The organism is Nonomuraea monospora, from assembly GCF_039531895.1.
Classification (GTDB): domain Bacteria; phylum Actinomycetota; class Actinomycetes; order Streptosporangiales; family Streptosporangiaceae; genus Nonomuraea; species Nonomuraea monospora.
In genome coordinates this window covers 206,857-227,977 of the sequence record NZ_BAAAQX010000016.1, presented here as the reverse complement: position 1 = coordinate 227,977, position 21,121 = coordinate 206,857, and the positions used below count along the sequence as shown (strand labels likewise).

Annotated in this window: 16 protein-coding genes; 9 read left to right on the top strand and 7 right to left on the bottom strand. The window is 71.0% G+C overall.

Annotation, left to right across the window (positions count from 1 at the left end; genetic code table 11):
* Window positions 1-111 precede the first annotated feature (111 nt).
* The 6 genes from ABD331_RS29630 to ABD331_RS29605 all read left to right on the top strand — a co-directional run bounded on the left by ABD331_RS29630 (window position 112) and on the right by ABD331_RS29605 (window position 8,560).
* On the top strand, window positions 112-1,482 hold the full coding sequence (locus ABD331_RS29630; RefSeq protein WP_344481482.1) for an ABC transporter substrate-binding protein: 1,371 nt from the start codon (window positions 112-114) through the stop codon (window positions 1,480-1,482).
* Window positions 1,479-2,351: a carbohydrate ABC transporter permease gene (locus tag ABD331_RS29625; RefSeq protein WP_344481481.1), complete on the top strand. Its 873-nt coding sequence runs from the start codon at window positions 1,479-1,481 to the stop codon at window positions 2,349-2,351. Before ABD331_RS29630 ends, ABD331_RS29625 begins: the two co-directional genes overlap by 4 nt.
* On the top strand, window positions 2,348-3,190 hold the full coding sequence (locus tag ABD331_RS29620) for a carbohydrate ABC transporter permease (protein WP_344481479.1): 843 nt from the start codon (window positions 2,348-2,350) through the stop codon (window positions 3,188-3,190). The genes ABD331_RS29625 and ABD331_RS29620 overlap by 4 nt, the downstream gene beginning before the upstream one ends.
* Window positions 3,191-3,213: 23 nt before the next feature.
* Window positions 3,214-5,229: a glycoside hydrolase family 2 protein gene (locus tag ABD331_RS29615; protein ID WP_344481476.1), complete on the top strand. Its 2,016-nt coding sequence runs from the start codon at window positions 3,214-3,216 to the stop codon at window positions 5,227-5,229.
* A gap of 13 nt (window positions 5,230-5,242) precedes the next feature.
* The gene (locus ABD331_RS29610; protein WP_344481474.1) at window positions 5,243-6,877 is read left to right on the top strand and encodes a ricin-type beta-trefoil lectin domain protein; all 1,635 of its coding nucleotides are present in this window, start codon (window positions 5,243-5,245) and stop codon (window positions 6,875-6,877) included.
* A gap of 123 nt (window positions 6,878-7,000) precedes the next feature.
* Window positions 7,001-8,560, top strand: coding sequence for a cellulase family glycosylhydrolase (locus ABD331_RS29605; RefSeq protein ID WP_344481472.1), 1,560 nt, complete (start codon window positions 7,001-7,003; stop codon window positions 8,558-8,560).
* A 65-nt stretch (window positions 8,561-8,625) separates the two neighbouring features.
* On the opposite strand, the gene ABD331_RS29600 is transcribed toward ABD331_RS29605, so the two are convergent.
* Entirely contained in the window at window positions 8,626-9,204 is a 579-nt protein-coding gene (locus ABD331_RS29600) for a TetR/AcrR family transcriptional regulator (protein ID WP_344481470.1), read from the bottom strand.
* Between the two features lie 162 nt (window positions 9,205-9,366).
* Here ABD331_RS29600 and ABD331_RS29595 point away from each other — a divergent pair, with 162 nt between their 5' ends.
* The gene (locus tag ABD331_RS29595; protein WP_344481468.1) at window positions 9,367-10,020 is read left to right on the top strand and encodes a GntR family transcriptional regulator; all 654 of its coding nucleotides are present in this window, start codon (window positions 9,367-9,369) and stop codon (window positions 10,018-10,020) included.
* On the opposite strand, the gene ABD331_RS29590 is transcribed toward ABD331_RS29595, so the two are convergent.
* Genes ABD331_RS29590 through ABD331_RS29570 form a run of 5 tightly spaced genes read right to left on the bottom strand, consistent with a single transcriptional unit; the run spans window position 9,992 to window position 13,933 of the window.
* Window positions 9,992-10,912 (bottom strand): DMT family transporter, encoded by a 921-nt coding sequence (locus ABD331_RS29590; protein WP_344481465.1) that lies wholly within the window; start codon window positions 10,910-10,912, stop codon window positions 9,992-9,994. The genes ABD331_RS29595 and ABD331_RS29590 overlap by 29 nt on opposite strands.
* Window positions 10,909-11,700 carry an amino acid ABC transporter ATP-binding protein gene (locus tag ABD331_RS29585; RefSeq protein WP_344481463.1) on the bottom strand — a complete coding sequence of 264 codons (792 nt, stop codon included), beginning with the start codon at window positions 11,698-11,700 and terminating at the stop codon, window positions 10,909-10,911. Before ABD331_RS29585 ends, ABD331_RS29590 begins: the two co-directional genes overlap by 4 nt.
* Window positions 11,701-11,705: 5 nt before the next feature.
* Window positions 11,706-12,551, bottom strand: coding sequence for an amino acid ABC transporter permease (locus ABD331_RS29580; protein ID WP_344481461.1), 846 nt, complete (start codon window positions 12,549-12,551; stop codon window positions 11,706-11,708).
* Window positions 12,538-13,395, bottom strand: coding sequence for a transporter substrate-binding domain-containing protein (locus ABD331_RS29575; protein WP_344481459.1), 858 nt, complete (start codon window positions 13,393-13,395; stop codon window positions 12,538-12,540). Before ABD331_RS29575 ends, ABD331_RS29580 begins: the two co-directional genes overlap by 14 nt.
* A gap of 40 nt (window positions 13,396-13,435) precedes the next feature.
* A complete protein-coding gene (locus ABD331_RS29570) occupies window positions 13,436-13,933 on the bottom strand; it encodes a gamma-glutamylcyclotransferase family protein (protein ID WP_344481457.1) in 498 nt (165 codons plus the stop codon).
* 91 nt (window positions 13,934-14,024) lie between these two features.
* Here ABD331_RS29570 and ABD331_RS29565 point away from each other — a divergent pair, with 91 nt between their 5' ends.
* Window positions 14,025-14,468: a VOC family protein gene (locus tag ABD331_RS29565; protein WP_344481454.1), complete on the top strand. Its 444-nt coding sequence runs from the start codon at window positions 14,025-14,027 to the stop codon at window positions 14,466-14,468.
* A gap of 85 nt (window positions 14,469-14,553) precedes the next feature.
* A complete protein-coding gene (locus ABD331_RS29560) occupies window positions 14,554-17,658 on the top strand; it encodes an ATP-binding protein (RefSeq protein WP_344481452.1) in 3,105 nt (1,034 codons plus the stop codon).
* Between the two features lie 6 nt (window positions 17,659-17,664).
* Here ABD331_RS29560 and ABD331_RS29555 read toward each other — a convergent pair whose 3' ends face one another.
* Entirely contained in the window at window positions 17,665-21,072 is a 3,408-nt protein-coding gene (locus tag ABD331_RS29555; RefSeq protein ID WP_344481450.1) for a M28 family peptidase, read from the bottom strand.
* Window positions 21,073-21,121: the final 49 nt, after the last annotated feature.

Genomic DNA, 21,121 nt, shown 5'->3' with positions numbered 1-21,121 from the left:
TCTTGGGAAGATCCTAGACCTGCTCTTGCATCGTTGCAGACGAGTATGCATGATGTCTGCATCGTTGCAGAGCCCTCACAACGCATTTCCCCGTCCGGCGAGGAGTCCCAGATGACTACATCCCCCATTGGCCGCCGCGGCTTTCTCAAGGGAGCACTCGGTGTCGGCGCGCTCGCCGCCACCGGCTCACTGGCCGCCGCGTGCGCGGCTCCTGGCGGCACGGGCGCACAGCCGAGCAAGCTGGCCGCCCCGACCGCGTCCGGGTCCGCGGCCAAGGGCGAGATCACGATCTGGAACCGGTCGGGGGACCTGTTCAAGGTGTTCGACGCCGCGATCGCCAAGTTCCGCGCGGCCTACCCGAACGTCAAGGTGAACCACCAGGCGGTGGACATCGACGCCAAGCTGGCCAACACCCTGATCAGCGGCACCGACGTGCCCGACGGCAGCTTCTGGGACGACGCCAAGATCGGCGGGCAGGCCGAGCACCTCTTCGACCTGACCGACCTGATCGCGCCGTACAAGGACCAGACCTCGGCGTACAAGCTGTCGGTCAACACCGTGGACGGCAAGATCTACGGCGTCCCGTGGGATCTGGACCCCGGCCTGCTCTGGTACCGCGAGGACATCCTGGAGAGCGCGGGCATCGACCCGGCGAGCCTGGCCACGTACGACGACCTGCTCACCGCCTCCAGGACGATCAAGGAGAAGGACCCGAAGACCAAGCCCATCCACCTGGAGAAGACGCCGTTCCTCAGCCAGCTCTGGCTGGAGATGCTGGCCAACCAGCAGGGCACCAGCCTCACCGACGCGCAGGGCAAGCTGCGCCTCGACTCCGAGGAGTACCGGCGGATCTTCACCTGGATCCAGACCGCGGTCAAGGACGGCCTGGTCACCCACGCCCCGTACCTGGAGCAGGCCGACATCGCCGCGCTCGACGGCGGCCAGCAGGTGTTCGTGCCGTGGGCGATCTGGTGGTCGTTCGCGCCGCAGCAGTTGCTGAAGAACACCAAGGGCAAGTGGCGCGCGGCGCCGCTGCCCGCCTGGACGCCGGGCGGCGCGCGCAGCGGCGCGATGGGCGGCAGCAGCTTCATCATCCCGGCCAAGGCCAAGAACCCGGAGCTGGCCTGGCTGCTGTACGAGTTCCTCTGCTACAAGGAGCCCGGCTACACCGCCGTGTACGGCCCCAACGACGTCTACCCCGGCGGTCTGTCCACCTCGATCCCCAGCTACACGCCCGCCGCCGACCCGGCCAAGCCGCTGTTCAAGCCGATCGACGCGCTCGGCGGCCAGGACCTGTGGAAGGTCGCCGTCGAGGCCGGCGCGAGCATCCCGGCCGCCGCGCCGATCCCGGTGTGGTGGGCGCAGTCGGTCGACTACCTCGGCGACAACATGCAACGCCTGATGGAAGGCAAGATGTCCCCCGACCAAGTGATCAGCGAGTCGGCCGAGAAGATCCAGAAGAACCTGATCGACCGCTCATGAGGCTGCGCTCCATCCGGCTCACGCCGTACCTGTTCATCGCCCCGTTCTTCGCCGTCTTCGGCGCGTTCGGGCTCTACCCGCTCATCTACGCGCTGCAGCTCAGCTTCATGCACTGGCGGGGCGGCTCCCAGGCCCGCTGGGTCGGCTTCGACAACTACCTGTTCCTGCTGACCAACTCCGACTTCTGGGCCTCGCTGGGCAACAGCGCCGTCATGTGGCTGCTCATCGTGCCGCTCCAGATCGTCGCCGGGCTGGGCGGCGCGGTGCTGCTGGCCAACGCCAAGCTGAGGCTGCGCGGGTTCTTCCGGGTGGCGTTCATCGCGCCGTTCGTGACGCCGATCGTGGCCATGGCGCAGGTCTGGATCGTGGTGTTCGACCAGGACTACGGCCTGGTCAACTACCTGCTCAACCTGGTGGGCCTGCCCGACGTGGCCTGGCTGACCTCCACGGCGTGGTCGAAGCCGACGCTGGCGCTGCTGTTCCTGTGGAAGACCACCGGGTTCGCGATCATCATCCTGCTCGCGGGCCTCCAGGCGGTCCCCGGCGGCGTGTACGAGGCCGCCTCGCTCGACGGCGCCTCCCGCTGGCGCCAGTTCTGGTCGATCACCGTGCCGCTGGTCCGCCGCAGCATGGCGTTCCTGGTGGTCATCCAGACGCTGGCGGTCTTCCAGATGTTCGCCGAGCCGCACGTGGTCACCGAGGGCGGCCCGTACGGCTCCACCACCACCGCGGGCCTGTACCTGTACGAGCACATCACCGCCTCCGACCTGGGCACCGGCGCAGCGAACTCGTTCCTGCTGGTCCTGCTGGTCTTCGGCCTGTCGCTGGTCTCGGTGCGGATGCTGCGCCCGAAAGACGAGGTGTCATGAGCCAGAACAGGCCGGGAATCGCGCAGTACCTGCTGCTGACGCTGCTCGCGATCGTGTTCCTCTACCCGATCTGGTGGGCGGTCAGCTCCTCGCTCAAGCCGGCGGCCGAGATCATCGCCAGCCCGCTGTCGATCGGCGAGCTGACGCTGGACAACTACCGGGCGATGTTCGCGGACGTGCCGATCGGCACCGGGTTCCTGAACACGGCGCTGGTGCTGCTGGTCAAGGGCGGGATGACGATGGTCTTCTGCCCGCTGGCCGGTTACGCCTTCGCCAAGTACGACTTCCCGTTCAAGAACGTGCTGTTCGGGGTCGTGCTGCTGACGCTGATGCTGCCGACCCTGGTGCTGATCATCCCGCTGCTGCTGGAGATGAGCGCGCTCGGCTGGGTGAACACCTACCAGGCGCTGATCCTGCCGGGCAGCATCGACGCGTTCAGCATCTTCTGGATGCGGCAGACGATCGCCGCCATCCCGGACGAGCTGATCGACGCAGGGCGGGTGGACGGGGCCGGCGAGTTCGGCATCTTCTACAAGGTCGTGCTGCCGGTCATCCGGCCGGGCCTGGCCGCGCTGGCCGTGCTGACCACCATGAACATCTACAACGACTTCGTCTGGCCGGTCGTGGCCGTCAACGACACCGAGCACCAGACCCTCCAGGTGGTGCTGGCCACGCTGGCGCAGAACATTACCGGCAACCGCATCGGCGCCGACTTCGCCACCGTGTGGGGCGAGCTGCTGGCCGCCGGGAGCATCGCCATGCTGCCGCTGCTGGTGATCTTCGTCCTGCTGCAGCGCCACTTCATCAACGGCATCCTCGCGGGCAGCGTCAAGGGCTGACCCGGATCATGAAAGAGAGCATCATGGAGTACCCCCGCCCCCATTTCGACCGGTCACACTCCTGGTCGAGCCTGAACGGCGACTGGGACTTCCGGGCCGACACCGAGCAGGGCTACGACCGCACCATCACGGTGCCCTTCGCCTGGGAGACCCCCGCGTCGGGCATCGAGGCCCACTGGCTGCCCGTCGCCTGGTACCGCCGCACGTTCACCGTCCCCGCCGGGTGGGCGGGGCAGCGGGTCGTGCTCCAGTTCGGCGCCGTGCACCACGAGGCCACGGTCTGGGTGAACGACGTCGAGGTGGCCCGCCACCGGGGCGGATACACGCCGTTCGAGGCCGACATCACCGACGCGCTCCGCCCCGGGGACGACCAGGAGGTCGTGGTACGGGTCTCGGCGCCGCTGGACAAGCGCGAGATCGCGCACGGCAAGCAGCGCAGCATCCCGCGCGACGACTTCGACGGCGTCTGCTTCACCCCGTCGTCGGGCATCTGGCAGAGCGTCTGGCTGGAGGCCAGGCCCGCGACGCACCTGGCCGGGCTGAAGCTGCGCCCGTCGGAGGGGCTGGACGCCATCGAGGTGGAGGCGCGGGTCGGCGGGACCGCCGAGGCCACGCTCGCGCTGCGCCTGCGCGGCACGGACGTGACCGTCGAGGTGCCGGTCGTGAACGGCCTGGCCGAGACCGTGATCCCGGTGGCGGAGCCGCGCCTGTGGTCCCCGGACGACCCGCACCTCTACCACGTGGACGCCACCCTGACCTCGGCCGACGGCACCGACACCGTCGCCGCCTACACCGGGCTGCGCCGCATCGAGGTGATCGGCGAGGACCTGTACCTCAACGGCGCCCGCCTGTTCGTGCGCGGCGTGCTCGACCAGGGCTACTGGCCGCTGACCGGCATCACCCCGCCCGACGACGCCGCGCTGCGCCGCGACCTCGAACTGGCCGCCGAGGCCGGCTACAACCTGGTGCGCAAGCACCTCAAGCTGGAGGACCCGCGCTTCGCGCACCACGCCGACGTGCTCGGCATGCTGGTGTGGGCCGAGCCGGCCGCGACCGGCCGCTTCTCCGCCGACTCGGTGGCGGCGTTCGAGGAGCAGGTCGCGCCCATGGTCGAGCGTGACGGCAACTCCCCCGCGATCATCATCTGGGGCCTTTACAACGAGGAGTGGGGCCTCGACTGGGACATCCCCGGCGACCCGGCCAAGCAGCGGGCGACGGCGCAGGCGTACGACCTGCTCAAGGCGCTCGACCCGAGCAGGCCCGCCGTCGACAACTCCGGCTGGACGCACGTCAGGACCGACCTGCTCGACTGGCACTACTACGACGAGTCCGCCGCCTCCTGGGGCAGGACGGTCGCCGCCCTGGTGAACGGCGAGCAGGACGACTTCCCCGTCAAGCTCGGCCCCGACTTCGTGGTGCGCAAGAAGCTCGCCGGCAGCCCCGACCAGCCGCTGCGCGGCCTGCCCAACCTCAACAGCGAGTACGGCACCGGCTTCACCTCCGTCGAGCGCGGCTGGCAGCTCCGCTGGCAGACCCAGGAGCTGCGCCGCCACGACCGGGTGGCCGGTTACGTCTACACCGAGCTGTACGACATCGAGCACGAGTCGGCCGGCCTGCTCGACTTCGAGCGCCGCGCCAAGGACCTGGGCGGCGTGAACCCGGCCGACGCGAACGCCACGACCACGCTCGTCCTCGACGTCGTGCCCGTCGCGCCCGGCCGTGACGTGCTGAGCGAGACGGGCGAGGTGAGCGTGCCCGTCCGCATTTCGCACCACGGCGCGGAGCCGGTCAACGGCCACCTGCACACCGCCTGGACGCCGGTGCTCGGCGCGACGCCCGCCGCCCCCGGCGCGGAGGGGCCGTGGATCGAGGCCAAGCCGTTCCTGCTCAGCGGCGCCGCCGAGGTGCGCGCCCGGCTTCCTGAGGGCTGGACGAGCGGGCGGCTGCACCTCGCCCTGGTCAGCGACGGCGCCGTGGTGGCCCGCTCCGCCGTGGACGTCGACAGCCACACCGACTTCGTCATCGGCGACAACCGTTAAGGAGATCACGCAAGTGCGACTCACACCCCCCGCGCGGATCATGACCGCGTTAGCCCTGATCGCGACCTGCCTCGGAGCACTGGCCGGCCCCGCCTCTGCGGCCCCCGCCGGCCAGGTGCTCTACTCCCCCAACCTGACCACGTTCCCCCAGGGTGACGCCAGCTACCCGAGGGCGGTCAGGCTCGACCACGACGGCTCGGCGAACGAGACGATGCTGGCCACGTTCGCCAGGCGCGGCCACAACGCGCCCGCCTCGTTCCCGATCTACCGCAGCACAGACGGCGGCCGCACCTGGTCGGCCAACCCGATCTCCACCATCACGTCGCACACCGCGGGCTGGGGCATCGGGGCGCCGGTCCTGTACGAGGTGCCGCGCACCGCCAACGGCCTCAACCAGGGCGACCTCCTGGCGGCCGGCACCGCCTGGGTGGACGGCGACTACACGACGCAGAAGGTCGAGGTGTTCAAGAGCACCGACCACGGCGTGACGTGGACGTACCTGTCGAACTGCACGCAGACCAGCGGCCTGCCCGACACGATCGGGCACGGCATCTGGGAGCCGTGGTTCCTGCTCGCCCCGAACAACACCCTCGCCTGCTTCATCTCCGACGAGCGGCCCGCGAACAGCGCCACCAACAACCAGGTCATCGGCCACTACACCTCCACCAACGGCGGCCAGACCTGGAGCGCCACGATGACGCAGGACGTGGCCTTCCCCAACGACAACCTGGCCAGGCCCGGCATGTCGATCGTGACGGGGCTGCCGAACGGCACGTTCCTGATGGCGTACGAGATGTGCAGGGACGCCACGGACGCCGACCACGCGTGCGAGGTCTACACCAAGACCAGCTCCGACGGCCTCAACTGGGGCACGGGGGCGGGCACCCTGGTGCGCACCTCGGACCAGCGGGAGCTGCTGCACACCCCGTACGTCACCTGGCTGCCCGGCGGCGGCCCCAACGGCACGCTGATCATGTCCGGGCAGCGCGTCGTGGCGGGCCCGACCGGCAACAAGACGGTGCTGGGCGAGTCCGGCCAGGTGCTGTTCATCAACCGCGCCAACGGCCTGGGCGCGTGGACCGAGATCGAGGCCCCCGCCCTCACCTCGCCCACCGGCGGCTACAACTCCGGCGAGCCGTCCTGCCCCGGCTACAGCTCGCCCATCGTGCCCTCGGCGAACGGCACGGACTTCCTCTACCTGACCGCCACGCACCTGACGGGCAACCAGTGCGCGGTGCGGTACGGCATCGGCACGGTGCCCGGCGTGGTCGGCCAGATCACCGGCCCCGGCGGCAAGTGCCTGGACGTGGACACCAACACCAACGCCAACGGCAACGCCGCCCAGCTCTGGGACTGCGGCGTCGCCACCGGCCAGCGCTGGTCCACCCACCCCGACGGCAGTCTGCGCGCCTTCGGCAAGTGCCTGGACGTGGACGCGCAGGGCACCGCCAACCACACCAAGGTGCAACTCTGGCAGTGCAACAACAGCGGCGCCCAGAAGTGGCAGCACCGGGCCGACGGCTCGCTGTACAACCCGCAGTCGGGCCGCTGCCTGGACGCCCCGCAGGGGGCCACCGCCAACGGCACCAAGCTGGAGATCTACGACTGCAACGGCCTGTTCCCGCAGACCTGGACGCTGCCCGTCTAGCACTGAAAGTTTCACGCATCACCGCAGGTCAGAGCCGTGATGAGGGCACCCTGCATTGACGTGCCCCGGGGGGCGTGGCGAGCATGACGCCGCGTCCCCCGACCCTTTCGAAAGGGCACCTTCATGCACCTGCCCAAGGCGGCCGTCGCCGTCCTGGCCACGCTGGTCACCGCGGCCACGGTCGCCGTCGCCGTCGCCTCCACCCCCGCGTCGGCCGCCGCCGGCACGGGCACCGGATACCTGCGCACCAGCGGAAACAAGATCGTCGACAGCACCGGCGCGACCGTCCGCCTGACCGGCATCAACTGGTTCGGCATGGAGACGGACAACCGGACCTTCCACGGTCTGTGGTCGAGCAACCCGTGGAAGGGCCAGATCGACAAGATGGCCTCGCTGGGCTACAACACGCTGCGGGTGCCGTACTCCAACGACGCGCTCAAGCCCGGCGCCACCGCCACCGGCGTCAACGACTACGTCAACCCCGATCTGATCGGGCTGACGCCGCTGCAGATCCTGGACAAGGTCGTCGACTACGCCGGCGCCAAGGGCATGCGGATCATCCTCGACCGCCACCGCCCGACCTCGGCCGGCCAGTCGCCCCTCTGGTACGTCGCCGCCACCCCGGAGAGCACCTGGATCAACGACTGGAAGGCGCTGGCCCAGCACTACGCGGGCAACACCACGGTCATCGGCGCCGACCTGCACAACGAGCCGCACGCCGAGGGCACCAACCCGAACGCCACGGGCGCCTGCTGGGGCTGCGGCGACCAGAGCCGCGACTGGCGGCTGGCCGCCGAGCGGGCGGGCAACGCCGTCCTGTCGGTCAACCCGAACTGGCTGATCTTCGTCGAGGGCGTGAGCTGCCCGAGCGGCGGCCTGTCGAACGTGTGGGACGGCGACCCGAGCAACGACGAGGACTGCGGCTGGTGGGGCGGCAACCTGTCCAAGGCCGGCCAGTTCCCGGTGCGGCTGAACGTGGCGAACCGGCTCGTCTACTCGCCCCACGAGTACGCCACCTCCGTCTACCACCAGAGCTGGTTCGACGCGCCCGACTACCCGGCGAACCTGCCCGCCATCTGGGACAAGTACTGGGGCTACCTGTACAAGCAGAACGTCGCGCCGATCATGCTGGGCGAGTTCGGCACCACGCTGGCCTCGAACGTGGACAAGGTGTGGTTGCAGGAGCTGATGAAGTACCTGGGGACCGGGGTGAACGGGATGTCGTTCACGTACTGGTCGTGGAACCCCAACTCGGGTGACACGGGTGGCATCGCCAACGACGACTGGACCACCATCAACCAGCCCAAGCAGGACATCCTTCAGCCGTACCTGATCCCGCCGGTGGGCGGCGGCACGCCGACGACCACCCCCACCGTCACCCCGCCGCCCGGCCAGTGCACCGTCACCTACAAGGAGACGAACGCCTGGCAGGGCGGCTTCCAGGGCGAGCTGACGGTCAAGAACACCGGGACCTCGGCGATCTCCGGCTGGAGCGCCACGTGGACGTTCCCGTCGGGGGTGACGCTGAACAACGGCTGGAACGCGGTCGTGACGCAGTCGGGCACGACGTGGACCGCCAAGGGGCCGGACTGGTCGAAGAACCTGGCGCCAGGGGCGTCGGTGGCCGTCGGGTTCACCGCCAACGGGCCGAGCAGCCAGCCCGCCGGAGCCGCTTGCTCCTGATTTCAGACCCGAGCGCCCGTCCCGCGATTCCCGACCGAGCACCGCAGGGACGGGCGCTCGTCCTTTCAGGCGAACTGCCTGGCCATCTGGTCGAGCGTCTCCGTCATGACCTCGCGCAGCGTGCGGGCCTCCCGCTCCTCGGCCCACAGGTGCGAGGCCACCCGCAGGGCCACCAGGAAGGCCGCGGCCAGCACCCGGGGCGGCACCGTGGTGGGCCGGTCGCCGACCGCCTCCACGAGGTCGCGCTCCAGGGCGGCGTGGTTGGCGAGCTGCCTGGCCAGCAGCGAGGGGTGGCGCTTGGCCAGGCGGGTGCGCAGCGCCCACTCCCGCTCCGGCTCCTCCGTCTCCCGCTGCAACTCCTCGATGGACGCCCGCAGCGCCTGCCAGGCCGTCAGCCCGGCGTCCTGGGCGCCCACCCGCTCCACCAGGTCGCGGATGCGCTGCTCCTCGCCGTACAGGAGCGCGTCCTCCTTGCCGGAGAAGTAGTTGGAGAACGTCCGCCGCGAGATGTTGGCGGCGTCGGCGATGGCCTCGACGGTGACGGCGTCGAGGCCGTGCTCGACCACGAGTCGCAGGGCCGCCTCGTGCACGGCCTGACGGGTCTCGGCCTTCTTGCGTTCCCGCAGCCCCACCGTGGTGTCCATGATGGGAGCCAGCCTACCTGCGGCAGGCGTGCGGGCCCCGGCTGCGGTCAGGGCCCGCACAAGATCATTATCGCCCATCAAGATCACGTATGGTCCGCTGTGAGCATTGTGTACACTCCTGTATACAGACGTGTGACCCACCCTAGGAGCACCATGGCCGCAATGCCCGAGCGCAAGAGCCGCCGCACCGCGGAGTTCATGGCTGACGTCGTGCACGAGCGGCTGCGCGACGCCATCCTGGCCGCCGAGTTCCGGCCCAACCACCGGCTGGTGGAGGAGGAGCTGGCCGACTGGCTCCAGGTGAGCCGCACCCCGGTGCGCGAGGCGCTGCTGCGGCTGCGCCAGGAGGGCCTCGTCGTCCAGCGCAAGGGCTGGTTCGTGCGCGACCACGCGCCGGAGGAGATCCTGGAGATCATCGAGGCGCGGGCCGGCATCGAGGCGCACGCCGCCTACCTCGCCGCCGAGCGGCTCGACGGGGAGCGGCTGGCGCGGCTGGAGCAGCTCATCGAGCAGATGGAGGCGCCGGGCATCTCGCGGCCGAAGCTCAACGAGCTGAACAACGAGTTCCACGAGATCATCACCGACGGGGCGGGCAACTCGCTGGTCGTGCAGTTCTACCGGCGCACCAAGGTCAACTACTGGAACTTCAACCAGCCCGTGGTCTTCACCCCGGCCGACGACGAGGTGGTCAACACCCAGCACCGCGAGCTGGTCGCGGCCATCGCCGCCAAGGACGCCGAGACGGCCGCGCGGGTGGCGCGCGCTCACGTCAACAACACCACCCGCATCATCGTCGCCGCGCTCGGGCTCGGCTGACCAGCGCCGGGCCGAAGCCGAAGGTCAGCAGGCCGAGCAGGATCACGGCCAGCGCCTGCCACTGCCCGGCGCCCATCGCCTCGTCCAGCACCAGCACGCTGAGCAGCAGCCCGACGAACGGCTGCAGGTAGGTGTTGACCGAGGCCGCCGTCGAGCCCCACCGCAGGATGAACCGGAAGTAGAGCAGGTATCCGGCGGCCGAGGCGAGCAGGCCCAGCTCCACCACGGCCAGCACGGGCAGCGGCGCCGGGCGTCCGAACGAGAAGTGGCCCGTCACCACCGTGACCGGCACCAGCCAGACGGTGGCGGCCGTGAGCTGGCCGCAGGCGATGACGGCCGGGTCCAGGTGCGGGAGGTGCGTCCGGGTGTAGACGTTGCCGACCGCGAAGATCGCCGAGCTGGCGACGACCGCGAGCGGCCAGAGCCCGCCGGCCTCCGGACCGCCCGCAGAGCCGACGGGACCGGCCGACAGCGCCGCCATGCCGAGGAAGGCGACGGCGATCCCGGCCAGCCGCGGGAGGCTGAACGGCTCCGCCCGCGTGACCAGGCTCGCGATCAGGAACACGAACACCGGCGTGGTCGCCGACAGCACGACCGCCGTGGAGGAGGTGACGTGCTCCTGCGCCACCGTCAGCAGGGTGAACGGCAGCGCGATGTTGAACGCCCCGAGCAGCGCCAGATGCCCGAGCAGCCGCCGGTCGCGCGGCACGGCGAGCCCGCGCACCCGTACGACGACGGCCAGCACCACGGCGGCCAGCCCCATCCGGATGAGCACGATCATGTACGGGTTGAACGACCTGAGGGCGATCGCGGTGAAGAAGAAGCTGGCTCCCCAGATCGACGTCATCACCGCGTAGAGCCCGTAGTCCCTGGCCGTGCCGCGGACGGTCATGCAGGGGCGTCGTTCCTGCTGGTCATCCTGGCCAGGAAGGCCCTGGTCCGCTCGTGCGCGGGCGCGTTCAGCACCTGCTCGGCCGGCCCCTCCTCGACGATCGTGCCGTCCACCATGAAGACGATCCGGTCGGCGATGTCCTCCACCAGCGGGATGTCGTGGGTGGCCATCAGCATCGTGCACTCCTGCCTGGCCAGGTCCCTGATGACGCCCGCGACCTCGACGCGCAGCTCGGGGTCGAGCGCGCTGGTCGGCTCGTCCAGCAGGATCATGCTCGGGTCCATGGCCAGCGCCCTGGCGATGGCCACCCGCTGCTGCTGGCCGCCGGAGAGCTGGCGCGGGTAGTGGTGCTCGCGCCCGGCCAGCCCCATCCGGCCGAGCAGCTCGGCGGCCCGCCGCTCCGCCGTCGCCCGGTCGAGGCGCAGCACCTGGCGCGGCCCGTAAGCCACGTTCTGGACGGCGGTCAGGTGCCTGAACAGGTTGAAGTGCTGGAAGACCATGCCGATGCGGGCCCGCTGCCTGCTCGCCTCGCGGTCGCCGAGCGGCTGCAGGTGGTCGCCCACCCTGCGGTAGCCGATCAGCTCGCCGTCCACCTCGACGCTGCCGGAGTCGATCAGCTCCAGGTTGTTCACGCAGCGCAGGAACGTGGACTTGCCCGCCCCGGAAGGCCCGATGAGCGCCACGATCTCGCCGTCGCGGACCTCCACGGACACGTCCTTGAGCACCCGGGTCGCGCCGAACGACTTGAACACGTGCCGCGAGCGCATCTTGACCGGTGCCTCTGTCATGGCCGTCACCTCGCAGGGAACTTGCGCTCGAGGACGTGCTGCAGCACCGTGATCAGCGCGGTGAGCAGCAGGTACCAGAAGGCCGCGACGAGCAGCAGTTCGAGATACTTGAAGTTGGTGTAGTAGACGCGGCTGACCGAGAGCAGGATCTCCGAGTACCCGATCGCGTACGCCAGCGACGTGTTCTTGATCATCAGGATGTACTGGTTGCCCACGGCGGGCATCACGATCCGGAACGCCTGCGCCAGCACGATCTGCCGGGTGATCTTCCCGCCGGGCACCCCGAGCGCGCGGGCCGCGTCGCGCTGCCCCTGGTCCACGCCCTGGATGCCGCTGCGGATGACCTCCGCCATGTACGCGCTCTCGGCCAGCGTCAGCGCGAACAGCCCCGCCAGGAACGGCGTGAAGAACGTGCTGGCCGCCTGGTCCTCGATCAGCACGATGTCCGTGAACGGGATCGACAGGCTCACCCGCCCGATCACCCGCGGCACCGCGAAGAACCAGATCAGCAGCTGCACCAGCATCGGCGTGCCACGGAAGACGAACACGAAGCCGGCCGCCGCGGCCCGCAGCACCGCGTTGTCGCTGATGCGCAGCAGCGCCACACCCGTGCCGAGCACGATGGCCAGCGCCGTGCTGAGCGTGGCCAGGGAGAGCGTCCCCCAGACCGCCTCCAGGATGGCCGGCCCGAACAGGTAGCGCCCGACCGTGCTCAGGTCGAACACGCCCGAGCGCAGGAACGGCAGCGCGATCAGGGGGATGACGACGATGACGGCGCAGGCCTGGAGGATCTGCCCCCAGGGCCTGGGCCGGCGTACGGGAAGGTAGACCTGCTGGTCAGGGCTTGGCATCGAGCTGCCCGTTGTACGCGGGCTGCTTGAGCCCGCCGACCGTCAGGTTCCACTTGCCGAGGATCTTGTCGTACGTGCCGTCCTTGATCATCGCGTCGAGCGCGGTGTAGACGGCGTCACGCAGCTCCGGGTTCCTCCCCTTCATGAAGGTGAAGTTGATCAGGTAGTCGACCAGGTGGTAGTCGGTGGTGGCGAACTGGTCGGGGTTCTCCTTGACGATGTACTGCGCCTGCGCCAGGTCCGGCGCGTACGCCGAGATGCGCTCCGACAGCAGGCCCTGGAGGCCGAGCGGTGTCGAGGTGTAGTGCTCGACCTCGATCTTCCCGGCCGGGCAGGAGGCGTTCTCCTTCTCCACGGCCTTCTCCAGCGTGGTCGAGCCCTCCAGCATGCCGAGCTTCTGGCCGCACATGGCCTGGCCGGTCGCGTACTTGCCGGCGTCCGCCTTGCGGACCAGGAAGGTCGCGCCGGACTGGTAGTAGCCGACCATGTCGACCTGCTGGAGCCGTTCGGGGTTCGGGCTCATGCCGCCCGAGCCCATGTCGAACTGGCCCGCCTGCAGCCCGGCGATGATCGCCGAGTAGTCGACCTGCACCCACTGGGTGGTCAGGCCGAGCCGCTTGGCGATCTCGTCGACGATGTCCACGCCGAAGCCCTGCAGATCCTGCGAGCCCTCCGCGCGGAACTCCCCTGGGATGTACGACTGCTGCGAGCCGATCATGAGGACGCCCTGCTGCACGGTGGGCACCTTGGCGTCCTGCCCGCTCGCCCGCGGCTGCCCGCCGCCGTTGGAACAGGCGGCCAGCACCAGGACGGCGGCGGCGGCCACGGCCGGGAAGAACCTCATCCTTGTCTCCCTGCGTGAGGTGGTCGGGGGGTGGGAACCGCTAGCGGGAGTCGGCGGAGCGACCGGGCTTGCCGGCCGGCGCGGGACGGTCGAAGTCGGGGCAGTCGGCGGCCTCGTCGAAGGTCCGCTGCACCTCGGCCTGGTAGTCGGCGGGGAAGCTCTGCTCGGCCAGGCCCTGGGGGACGCGCTCCCAGTAGAAGCGCGGCGGCCGCATCCGGATGCCCGGCTCGCTGAGCACGTAGGTGAAGCAGTCGTAGTGCTCGCCGTCGTCACCCCGCACGGTGAGGAAGACGATGTCGAAGTCGTCGAACTCGTCCTTCAGATGCGCGTCGTCGACCTCGAACACGATCCCCTGGGCGGCCTTGCCGTACGTGCCGGTGTCCGCCAGGTGGCACCAGCCCCGGTCGGTGCGCTCGCCCGCCGCGCGGAACTGGATCTGCCGGTTGACCGCCTTGGCCTTGGTCACCGCAACGGCCTCGGGGAGGTATTTCCGCAGCTCGGACTCCAGCAGGTAGGTGCAGTAGCCGAAGTAGTACATGGCTCTCTCCAGGGGAAACGAGATTGTATGTGTTACCGTACGCCAATCTGTATACAGCCATTCCGTACATTCCGTCCAGACAGGAGAACTCGTGATTCCGCTCTTCAGGCAGCTTCACCACGTGTGCGTCGTCGTCGCGGACCTGGACCGGGCCGTGGCCTACTACGAGAGCGTGGGCATCGGACCGTGGTTCGACTACCCGAAGGGCGGGGCCTACGTCGAGTACGACGTCCCCAACGCGGAGGCGTCCGCCGCGATGCGCTACAAGTGCGCCGACCTGGACAACGTGCAGCTCCAGCTCTGCCAGCCGTCCGAGCTGGACTCGCCGCAGCGGCGCTTCCTGGACTCGGTCGGGGAGGGCGTCTACCACCTCGGCTTCGAGACCCCTGACCTGGCGCGGGCCGAGGAGCAGGGGCGGGAGGCGGGGCTGGGGATCGTCGCGCGGGGCCGGCGGGCCGACGGGTCGGGGTTCTGCTACTTCGACACGCGTGACGGGGCCGGGGTGACGCTGGAGGTCCGTAAGACCCAGGCCTGACCACTCAACCGATGGACGAATCAGTGAGAAGCCAGCACACTCGCGAGGTGTATGGAGAGAACCTGCCACTGTTACGGAGACCCCGATGGCAAGCCTGGCTTCTCCTGCGCTGGTCGGGCGGGACGCCCCGCTGCGATTACTCATCGGCGCCATCACCTGCCCGCCCGCCGTCATCCAGGTGCAGGGCGAGGCGGGGATCGGCAAGACCAGCCTCGTCCGAGCCGCGATCGAGCAACTCACCGCGACCGGCCCCGCCCCAACCGCACCCGCAGATCCCGGCAGGACGGTGCTGATCGGTCACTGTCACCAGATCCGCGAGCCGTTCCCCTACGGGCCGGTGTTCGACGCGCTGCGCCACGTCGCGGCGGCCCTGCCCGGCCGCGACCGGCTCAGCCCCGTCACCGGCGCGCTGCGCGGCTACCTGCCCGAACTCGCGGGACACCTGCCGCCCGCGCCCTCCCCGCCGCCCATGGACGACCCGCGCGCCGAGCGGCACCACCTGTTCCGCGCCGTGCACGCGCTGCTCAGCGCGGCCGGGCCGGTGGTGCTGGTCGTCGAGGACCTGCACTGGGCCGACGACGGCACCCGCGACCTGCTGCGCTTCCTCACCGACCAGCCGCCCGACGGGCTGGCGCTGGTAGTGACGTTCCGGCGGGAGGAACTGCCGGTGGCGGGGCTGCCGTTCGGACACGCCTACCGCCGGGCGCCCGGCGTGCGCAGCGAGCTGATCTCGCTGACGCCGCTCGACGTGGACGGCGTGCGCAGGCTCGCCGGAGCGCTGCTCGCCTCGAACCCCGGCGGCGCGCACCCCGGCGCCGCGTTCGCCGCCAAGCTGCACGAGCGGACGTCCGGGGTGCCGTTCGTGATCGAGGAGGTGGTGCGGTCGCTGCTCGACGACGAGGGCCACCTGCCCGAGCCCGAGGCGCTCGACCGGATGGGCGTGCCTGTGCTCCTGCGCGAGGCCATGGCCGAACGCCTGACCGGGCTGTCACCCGCCGCGCTGGGCGCCGTCCGCGCCGCCGCCGTCCTGCGCCTGCCCGCGGACGAACCCCTCATCAACGCGGTCTCCGGCGAACCAGGGCTGAGTGAGGCGTTGCGGGCCGGGGTGCTGCGCGAGCACCCCGACGGCATGTACGGCTTCCGCCACGCCCTCGCCCAGCAGGCCGTCTACGACGCCATCCCCGGCCCCGACCGCAGGATCACCCACCGCCGCGCCATGGCCGCGCTGGCCACCCTCGACCCGCCGCCCCTCGTCCAGCTCGCCCACCACGCCCGGCACGCCGGCGAGGTCGCCGCGTGGCAGCGGCACGGCAGCGCCGCCGCCGACCACGCCGCCGCCATCGGCGACATCCCCCTGGCCGTCGAGCTGCTCGAAGGGCTGCTCGCCGACCCGAAACTGCCCACGCAGGCGCGCGGCCCGCTGGCGCTGCGGCTCAGCCGCGTCGCCGCCATCGGCCTGTCGCACCGGCGCGTCGTCCGCATCCTGCGCCACCTGCTGTCCGACGACTTCCTGTCCCGGCAGGTACGCGGCGAGGCCCGGCTCAACCTCGGCGTGCTGCTGTCCAACCAGGCGGGCGCGATCACCGCGGGCCGTCAGGAGATCCTCGCCGCCCTCCCCGACCTGGCCGACAGCCCCTGCCTGGCCGCCCGCGGCCTGGCGCTGCTCGCGATGCCCGTGTGGGGCGGCGAGCCGCTGGCCATCCACGAGGAGTGGATGGCGCAGGCCGAGAAGCTGCTCGTGGAGGACCAGGACCCGGAGCTGACCGCCGCCGTCCAGGCCAACAAGGTGAGCATGGCCATGCTCGTCGGCTCCCCCGACGCGTTCGAGCTGGCCGGCACGCTGCCCGTCAACGACCCGTCCACCGCCGTGCGCAGGCAGGTGGCGCGCGGCTACTCCAACCTGTACGACGCCGCGCTCGCCCTCGGGCACTACGCCGCCGCCGGCCGGTTCGGTGAGCGGAGCAGGCGCGTCGCCGAGGAGACCGGCGCGCTCTACCCGGCGTTCCTGGTCGAGATGTCGTCGATCCGGCTCGACCTGCTGACCGGCCGCTGGGCGGGCCTGCGCGAGCGGGCGCTGGCCGCCGTCGAGATGACGTACGAGGCGCCGCTGCTCGCGGTCGAGGCGCGGCTCGCGCTCGGCGTGCTCGCCCTGGCCCAGGGCGAGTGGGACGAGGCGGGCGAGCACCTGGAGGCGGCGGGGGTGCGGGACCTGGACTCCGGGTTCCTGCCGGTCGCCGTGGCCGGGTCCAGCGGGCTGGTCGAGCTGCACCTGACCAGGGACGCGCTGGAGCCCGCCCTGGCGGCGGCCGACCTGGCGGTGACCCGGCTGCGGCGCAAGGGGGTGTGGGTGTGGGGCGATCAGCTCGTCCCCGCGGCGGTCGCGGCGCTGCTGCGGGCCGGGCGGGCGTCGGCGGCGGCCGGGCTGGTCGCGGAGTTCGCGGCGGGCATCGAGGGGCGGAACGCGCCGTCCGCGCACGCCGGGCTCGACCTGGCCGAAGGCTTGCTGGCCGGGGACGCGGGGGGCTTCGACGAGGCCGCGCGGTGTTACGGGCGGGCGCGGGCGGCGTACCTGGCGATGCCGCGCCCGTACGCGGCGGCGCGCGCGGCCGAACTGGAGGCGAGCGCCTGGCTCGCGGCGACCGGCCACGGCGGCGCGACCGGCCCCGGGGCGAGACGGGCGGGCGCGGACGGGCGGCAAGCCGAAACGCGACGGGCCGGCGCGGACGGGCGGCAGACCGAGGCGCGGCGGACGGGCGCGGACGGGCGGCAGACCGAGGCGCGGCGGGCCGGCGCGGACGGGCGGCAGGCCGAGGGGCGGCGGGTGCGGGCGGAGAGGGGGCGGGCCGCCGACCTGATCGCTGACGCGGCCGAGCGGTACGCCGCCCTGGGCGCCACCCACGACGCCGCCCGCTGCCGCCGCCTCCTGCGCGACCTCGGCCCCGACCGCCCGCCGGCCCGCCGCGCCAGGAGGACCGGCGACGGCGTGCTGTCGCCGCGTGAGAGCGAGGTGGCCAGGCTGGTCGCGCTGGGCCGGACGAACAGGGAGATCGCCGAGGTCCTGTACCTGTCGCAGCGCACGGTGGACACGCACGTGGCCCGGGTGCTGCAGAAGCTGGGCGTGCGCACGCGCGCGGACGTGAGAGAGCCCCGGCCGGAAACCCGGCCGGGGCCCGTCACCCCCGAGTCGTGAGGCCGCCTAGACCGTGATGCTCCACGAGTCGAGGTAGCCGGTGTCTCCGGCGTAGACGTCCTCGATGTCGAGCACCCACGTGCCGGCCGCCTGCTGGCTCACCGGGACGGAGAACGTCCTGGTGCCGTAGGCGGTGCAGGTCGTGCCGCCGTACCGGTCGACCACGTACCAGGTGCCGTTGGGGCCGCGCAGCCAGATGTCGAGGTCCTCCGCGCAGGTGTGGCTGATCGTGATGGACAGCCGGACCGGCGTGGTCGCGGTGCCCGTCGCGGTGGAGGTGATCGAGCTCTGGGTGTTGCTGAAGTCGGCGATCGGATAGTTGGTGTCGTTGGTGAAGGTCCTGCCGCCGGAGGTGCCCTGGACGGTCAGCGCGTACGTCGTCGTCCGCGTGGCCGTCTCGCCCGTGCCGGTCACCGTGACGGTGTAGCTGCCCGCCGGGGTGGTGGGCGCGGTCGAGATCGTCAGCGTTGACGAGCCGCCCGAGGTGACCGAGGCCGGGTTGAACGTGGCCGAGGCGCCGGTCGGCAGGCCGGAGGCGGCCAGGTTCACGGTCTGGGCGGTGCCGGCCGTGGTGCTGGTGCCGATGGTGGACGTGGCCGCCGAGCCGGCCTGCACGGTGCCGCTCGCCGGGTTCGCCGAGATGGAGAAGTCACGGGTGGGCGGGGTGCCGCCGACCGCCTGCTTCCAGATCGCGTACATGGCCGCGTCCGCCGCCCTGTCCAGCACGGTGTCGTTGATGTTGGTGGTGGTGTCGCAGGCGGCGTGGTAGCAGGAGTCGTACGCGCGCCCTGCCGTGCCGCCCCACTTGGCGGCCTGCGCCGAGGTCTTGGTGGCGCTGGCGCCGGCCGCGACGCCGGAGCTGGCGATGCCCGCGTTGCGGAAGGAGGCGTCGTCGGAGCGGTTGGCGCCCTCGACGTTCTCCTCGGGCTGCAGGCTCAGCCGGTCGTAGAACTCCTTGAGGTAGGCGGCCCCGGTGGTGTTGATGTTGTTGATGAAGTAGCCGCCGTTGGTGGAGCCCGTCATGTCGTAGTTGTAGTAGACCTGGATGCGCTGCCGTTCGGCGGCGCTGAGCGAGGCCACGTAGTACTCCGACCCGTTGAGCCCCTGCTCCTCGTCGGTCCACCAGCCGAACCTGACGTGCTTGGCGAGCGTCGGGTTGCGCTGCGCGAGGGTCAGCGCGACTTCGAGCAGGTTCGCCGAGCCGGACCCGTTGTCGTTGATGCCCGGCCCGGCCGCCACGCTGTCGAGGTGCGCGCCGGACATGATGACCTGGTTGGCGTCGCCGCCCGGCCAGTCGGCGATCAGGTTCGGGCCCGCGCCGCTGCTGCAGTAGGTGGTGGTGCAGCTCTGCCTGACGACGGTGTAGCCCGCCGCGCGCAGCTTGTCCTCGATGTAGGTCACCGACTGCAGGTAGCCGTTGCCGGTGGACCTGCGGGTCCCGCCGTTCGCGGTCGCGATCGACTGGAACTGCGTCAGGTGCGCCTTGACGTTGGTGAGGCTGATGTCCGGCGGGTCACCCGGGTTCGGCCCCTGGCCGACGGTGAGCGTGTAGGTGGCGGTGTGCGAGGTCGTGCCCGCTCCTGTCACGGTGATCGGGTACGTGCCCTGCGGCGTGCCCGAGCCGGTCTGCAACGTCAGTGTCGAGGAGTTGCCCGAGGTCACCGAGGTGGGGCTGAACGTCGCCGTGGTGCCGGACGGCAGGCCCGAGGCCGACAGGTTCACGGTCTGCGCGCTGCCCGAGGTGGTCTGCGTGTTGACCGTGGCCGTGACCTGCTGGCCCGGCGTCGCGCTGCCGGACGACGGGTTGAGCGTGAGCGAGAAGTCGTTGCCCGGCGTGCCGCAGGCGGGCTCGCCCGACGCCGCCGCCACGCTGACCGCGCTCCAGGCGGCCTTGGTGGTGTTGCACTCCACGCTGCTCGCGCCGTACAGCTCGATGACGGCCGCGACGGAGGCGGCGCGCACGTTCGTGTAGCGCCAGGTCGAGGTCTTGCGGGACAGGGCGCCCATGAAGATCTTGCCGGCCTTCTGGACGCCGATGCCGGTGACCGACGAGGGGCCGCCGGAGCAGATCGGGCTGGACGGCTTGCCGCCGCCCGGGTTGTTGCCCTCGGCCAGCAGGTAGAACCAGTGGTTCAGCGGGCCGGCCGCCGCGTGCACCTCGGTGCTCGGGATCGAGGAGGACCAGCAGTTCGGGTCGCCGAGCGCACTCGGGTTGTACATGTTGCGGATCGGGCCCTGCCCGACCAGGTTGACCTCCTCGCCGACCAGGTAGTCCGGCGGGTCGTTGGGGTTGTTGGCGTAGTGCTCGGTGAGCGCGCCGAAGATGTCGCCGGTGCCCTCGTTGATGCCGCCGTTCTCGTTGCCCGAGCCGGCGCCGCCCGGGGTGGTCTGAAAGATCGCGTGGCCGTACTCGTGCGCCACCACGTCGATGGGGGTGGCCTGCGCGGTGTTCGCCTGGTTGTGGCCGAAGTTGGTGTAGCTGCCGTTCCAGTACGCGTTGACCTCGTTCAGGCCGACCCTGGCGGGAAAGCCGCGTCCGCTGCCGTTGATGCCGTTGCGGCCCAGCCAGTCGCGCAGCATCTCCCACTCGCGCTGCACGCCGTAGAGCGCGTCCACGCACGCGGTCTCCAGGTTGGTGCCGGAGCCGTTGCCCCACGCGTCGTCGGTGCCGGTGTAGGCGCTGCCGTTCTGCCCGCCGCACTGGATGCCGGGCCTGGTGGTGTCGGTCATCGAGTACGAGCTGCCTGAGCCGCTCGTGCTGATCGTCACCTGGCCGTAGTAGTAGCCGTTGCCGGTGCCGGCGCGTACGAGGTCGTAGGAGTCGGCGACCTTGCCGGTGCGCGCGTCCACGAACACGTGCTGGATGCTCGGCTGCCCCTTGGCGATGCCGCTGACCACGGCCTCCCAGGTCAGCCGGGGCCGCTCGCCCCAGGCCAGCACGACCAGGCGCGGCTCGGCCGTGTCGTCCACCCGCTCCAGCCGCGTCTTCGCGACCTCGGTGGCCCGCTCCGCGCTGATCCTGGCCCTGGTCGGCACGTTGTCCGGGCTCGGCCCGGACGCCGCCACCGTGTCCCTGACGTTCCCCGCCGCGTCGGTGACCACCACGGCGTCGCCGCCGACCATGGGCAGTCCCTTGTACGTGCGCTCGTACGCCACGTAGTACATGTCGCTCGCGCCCGGCGTCACCGAGACCCTGCTGTACGCCTCGTCCGGACCCCTGGTCAGCTCGTCCACCTGGCTGGAGACCGCCTTGTCGGCGACGGCCGCCGCGAGCGAGGCGGGATCGGCCGCCAGCGCGGCCGTCGGCGGGTTCTGCTGCTTGGACGCCCCGGGAGGCGCGGCGTTCGCGGGTGACACCACGGTCGCGGCCGTGGCGACACCCACGAACGCGGCGAGTAAGGCTTTGCGTTTCACGGCTGTCTTGCTCCTTTCGGCGGTTTCCCTGGGCCGCCGGGCACCTGTG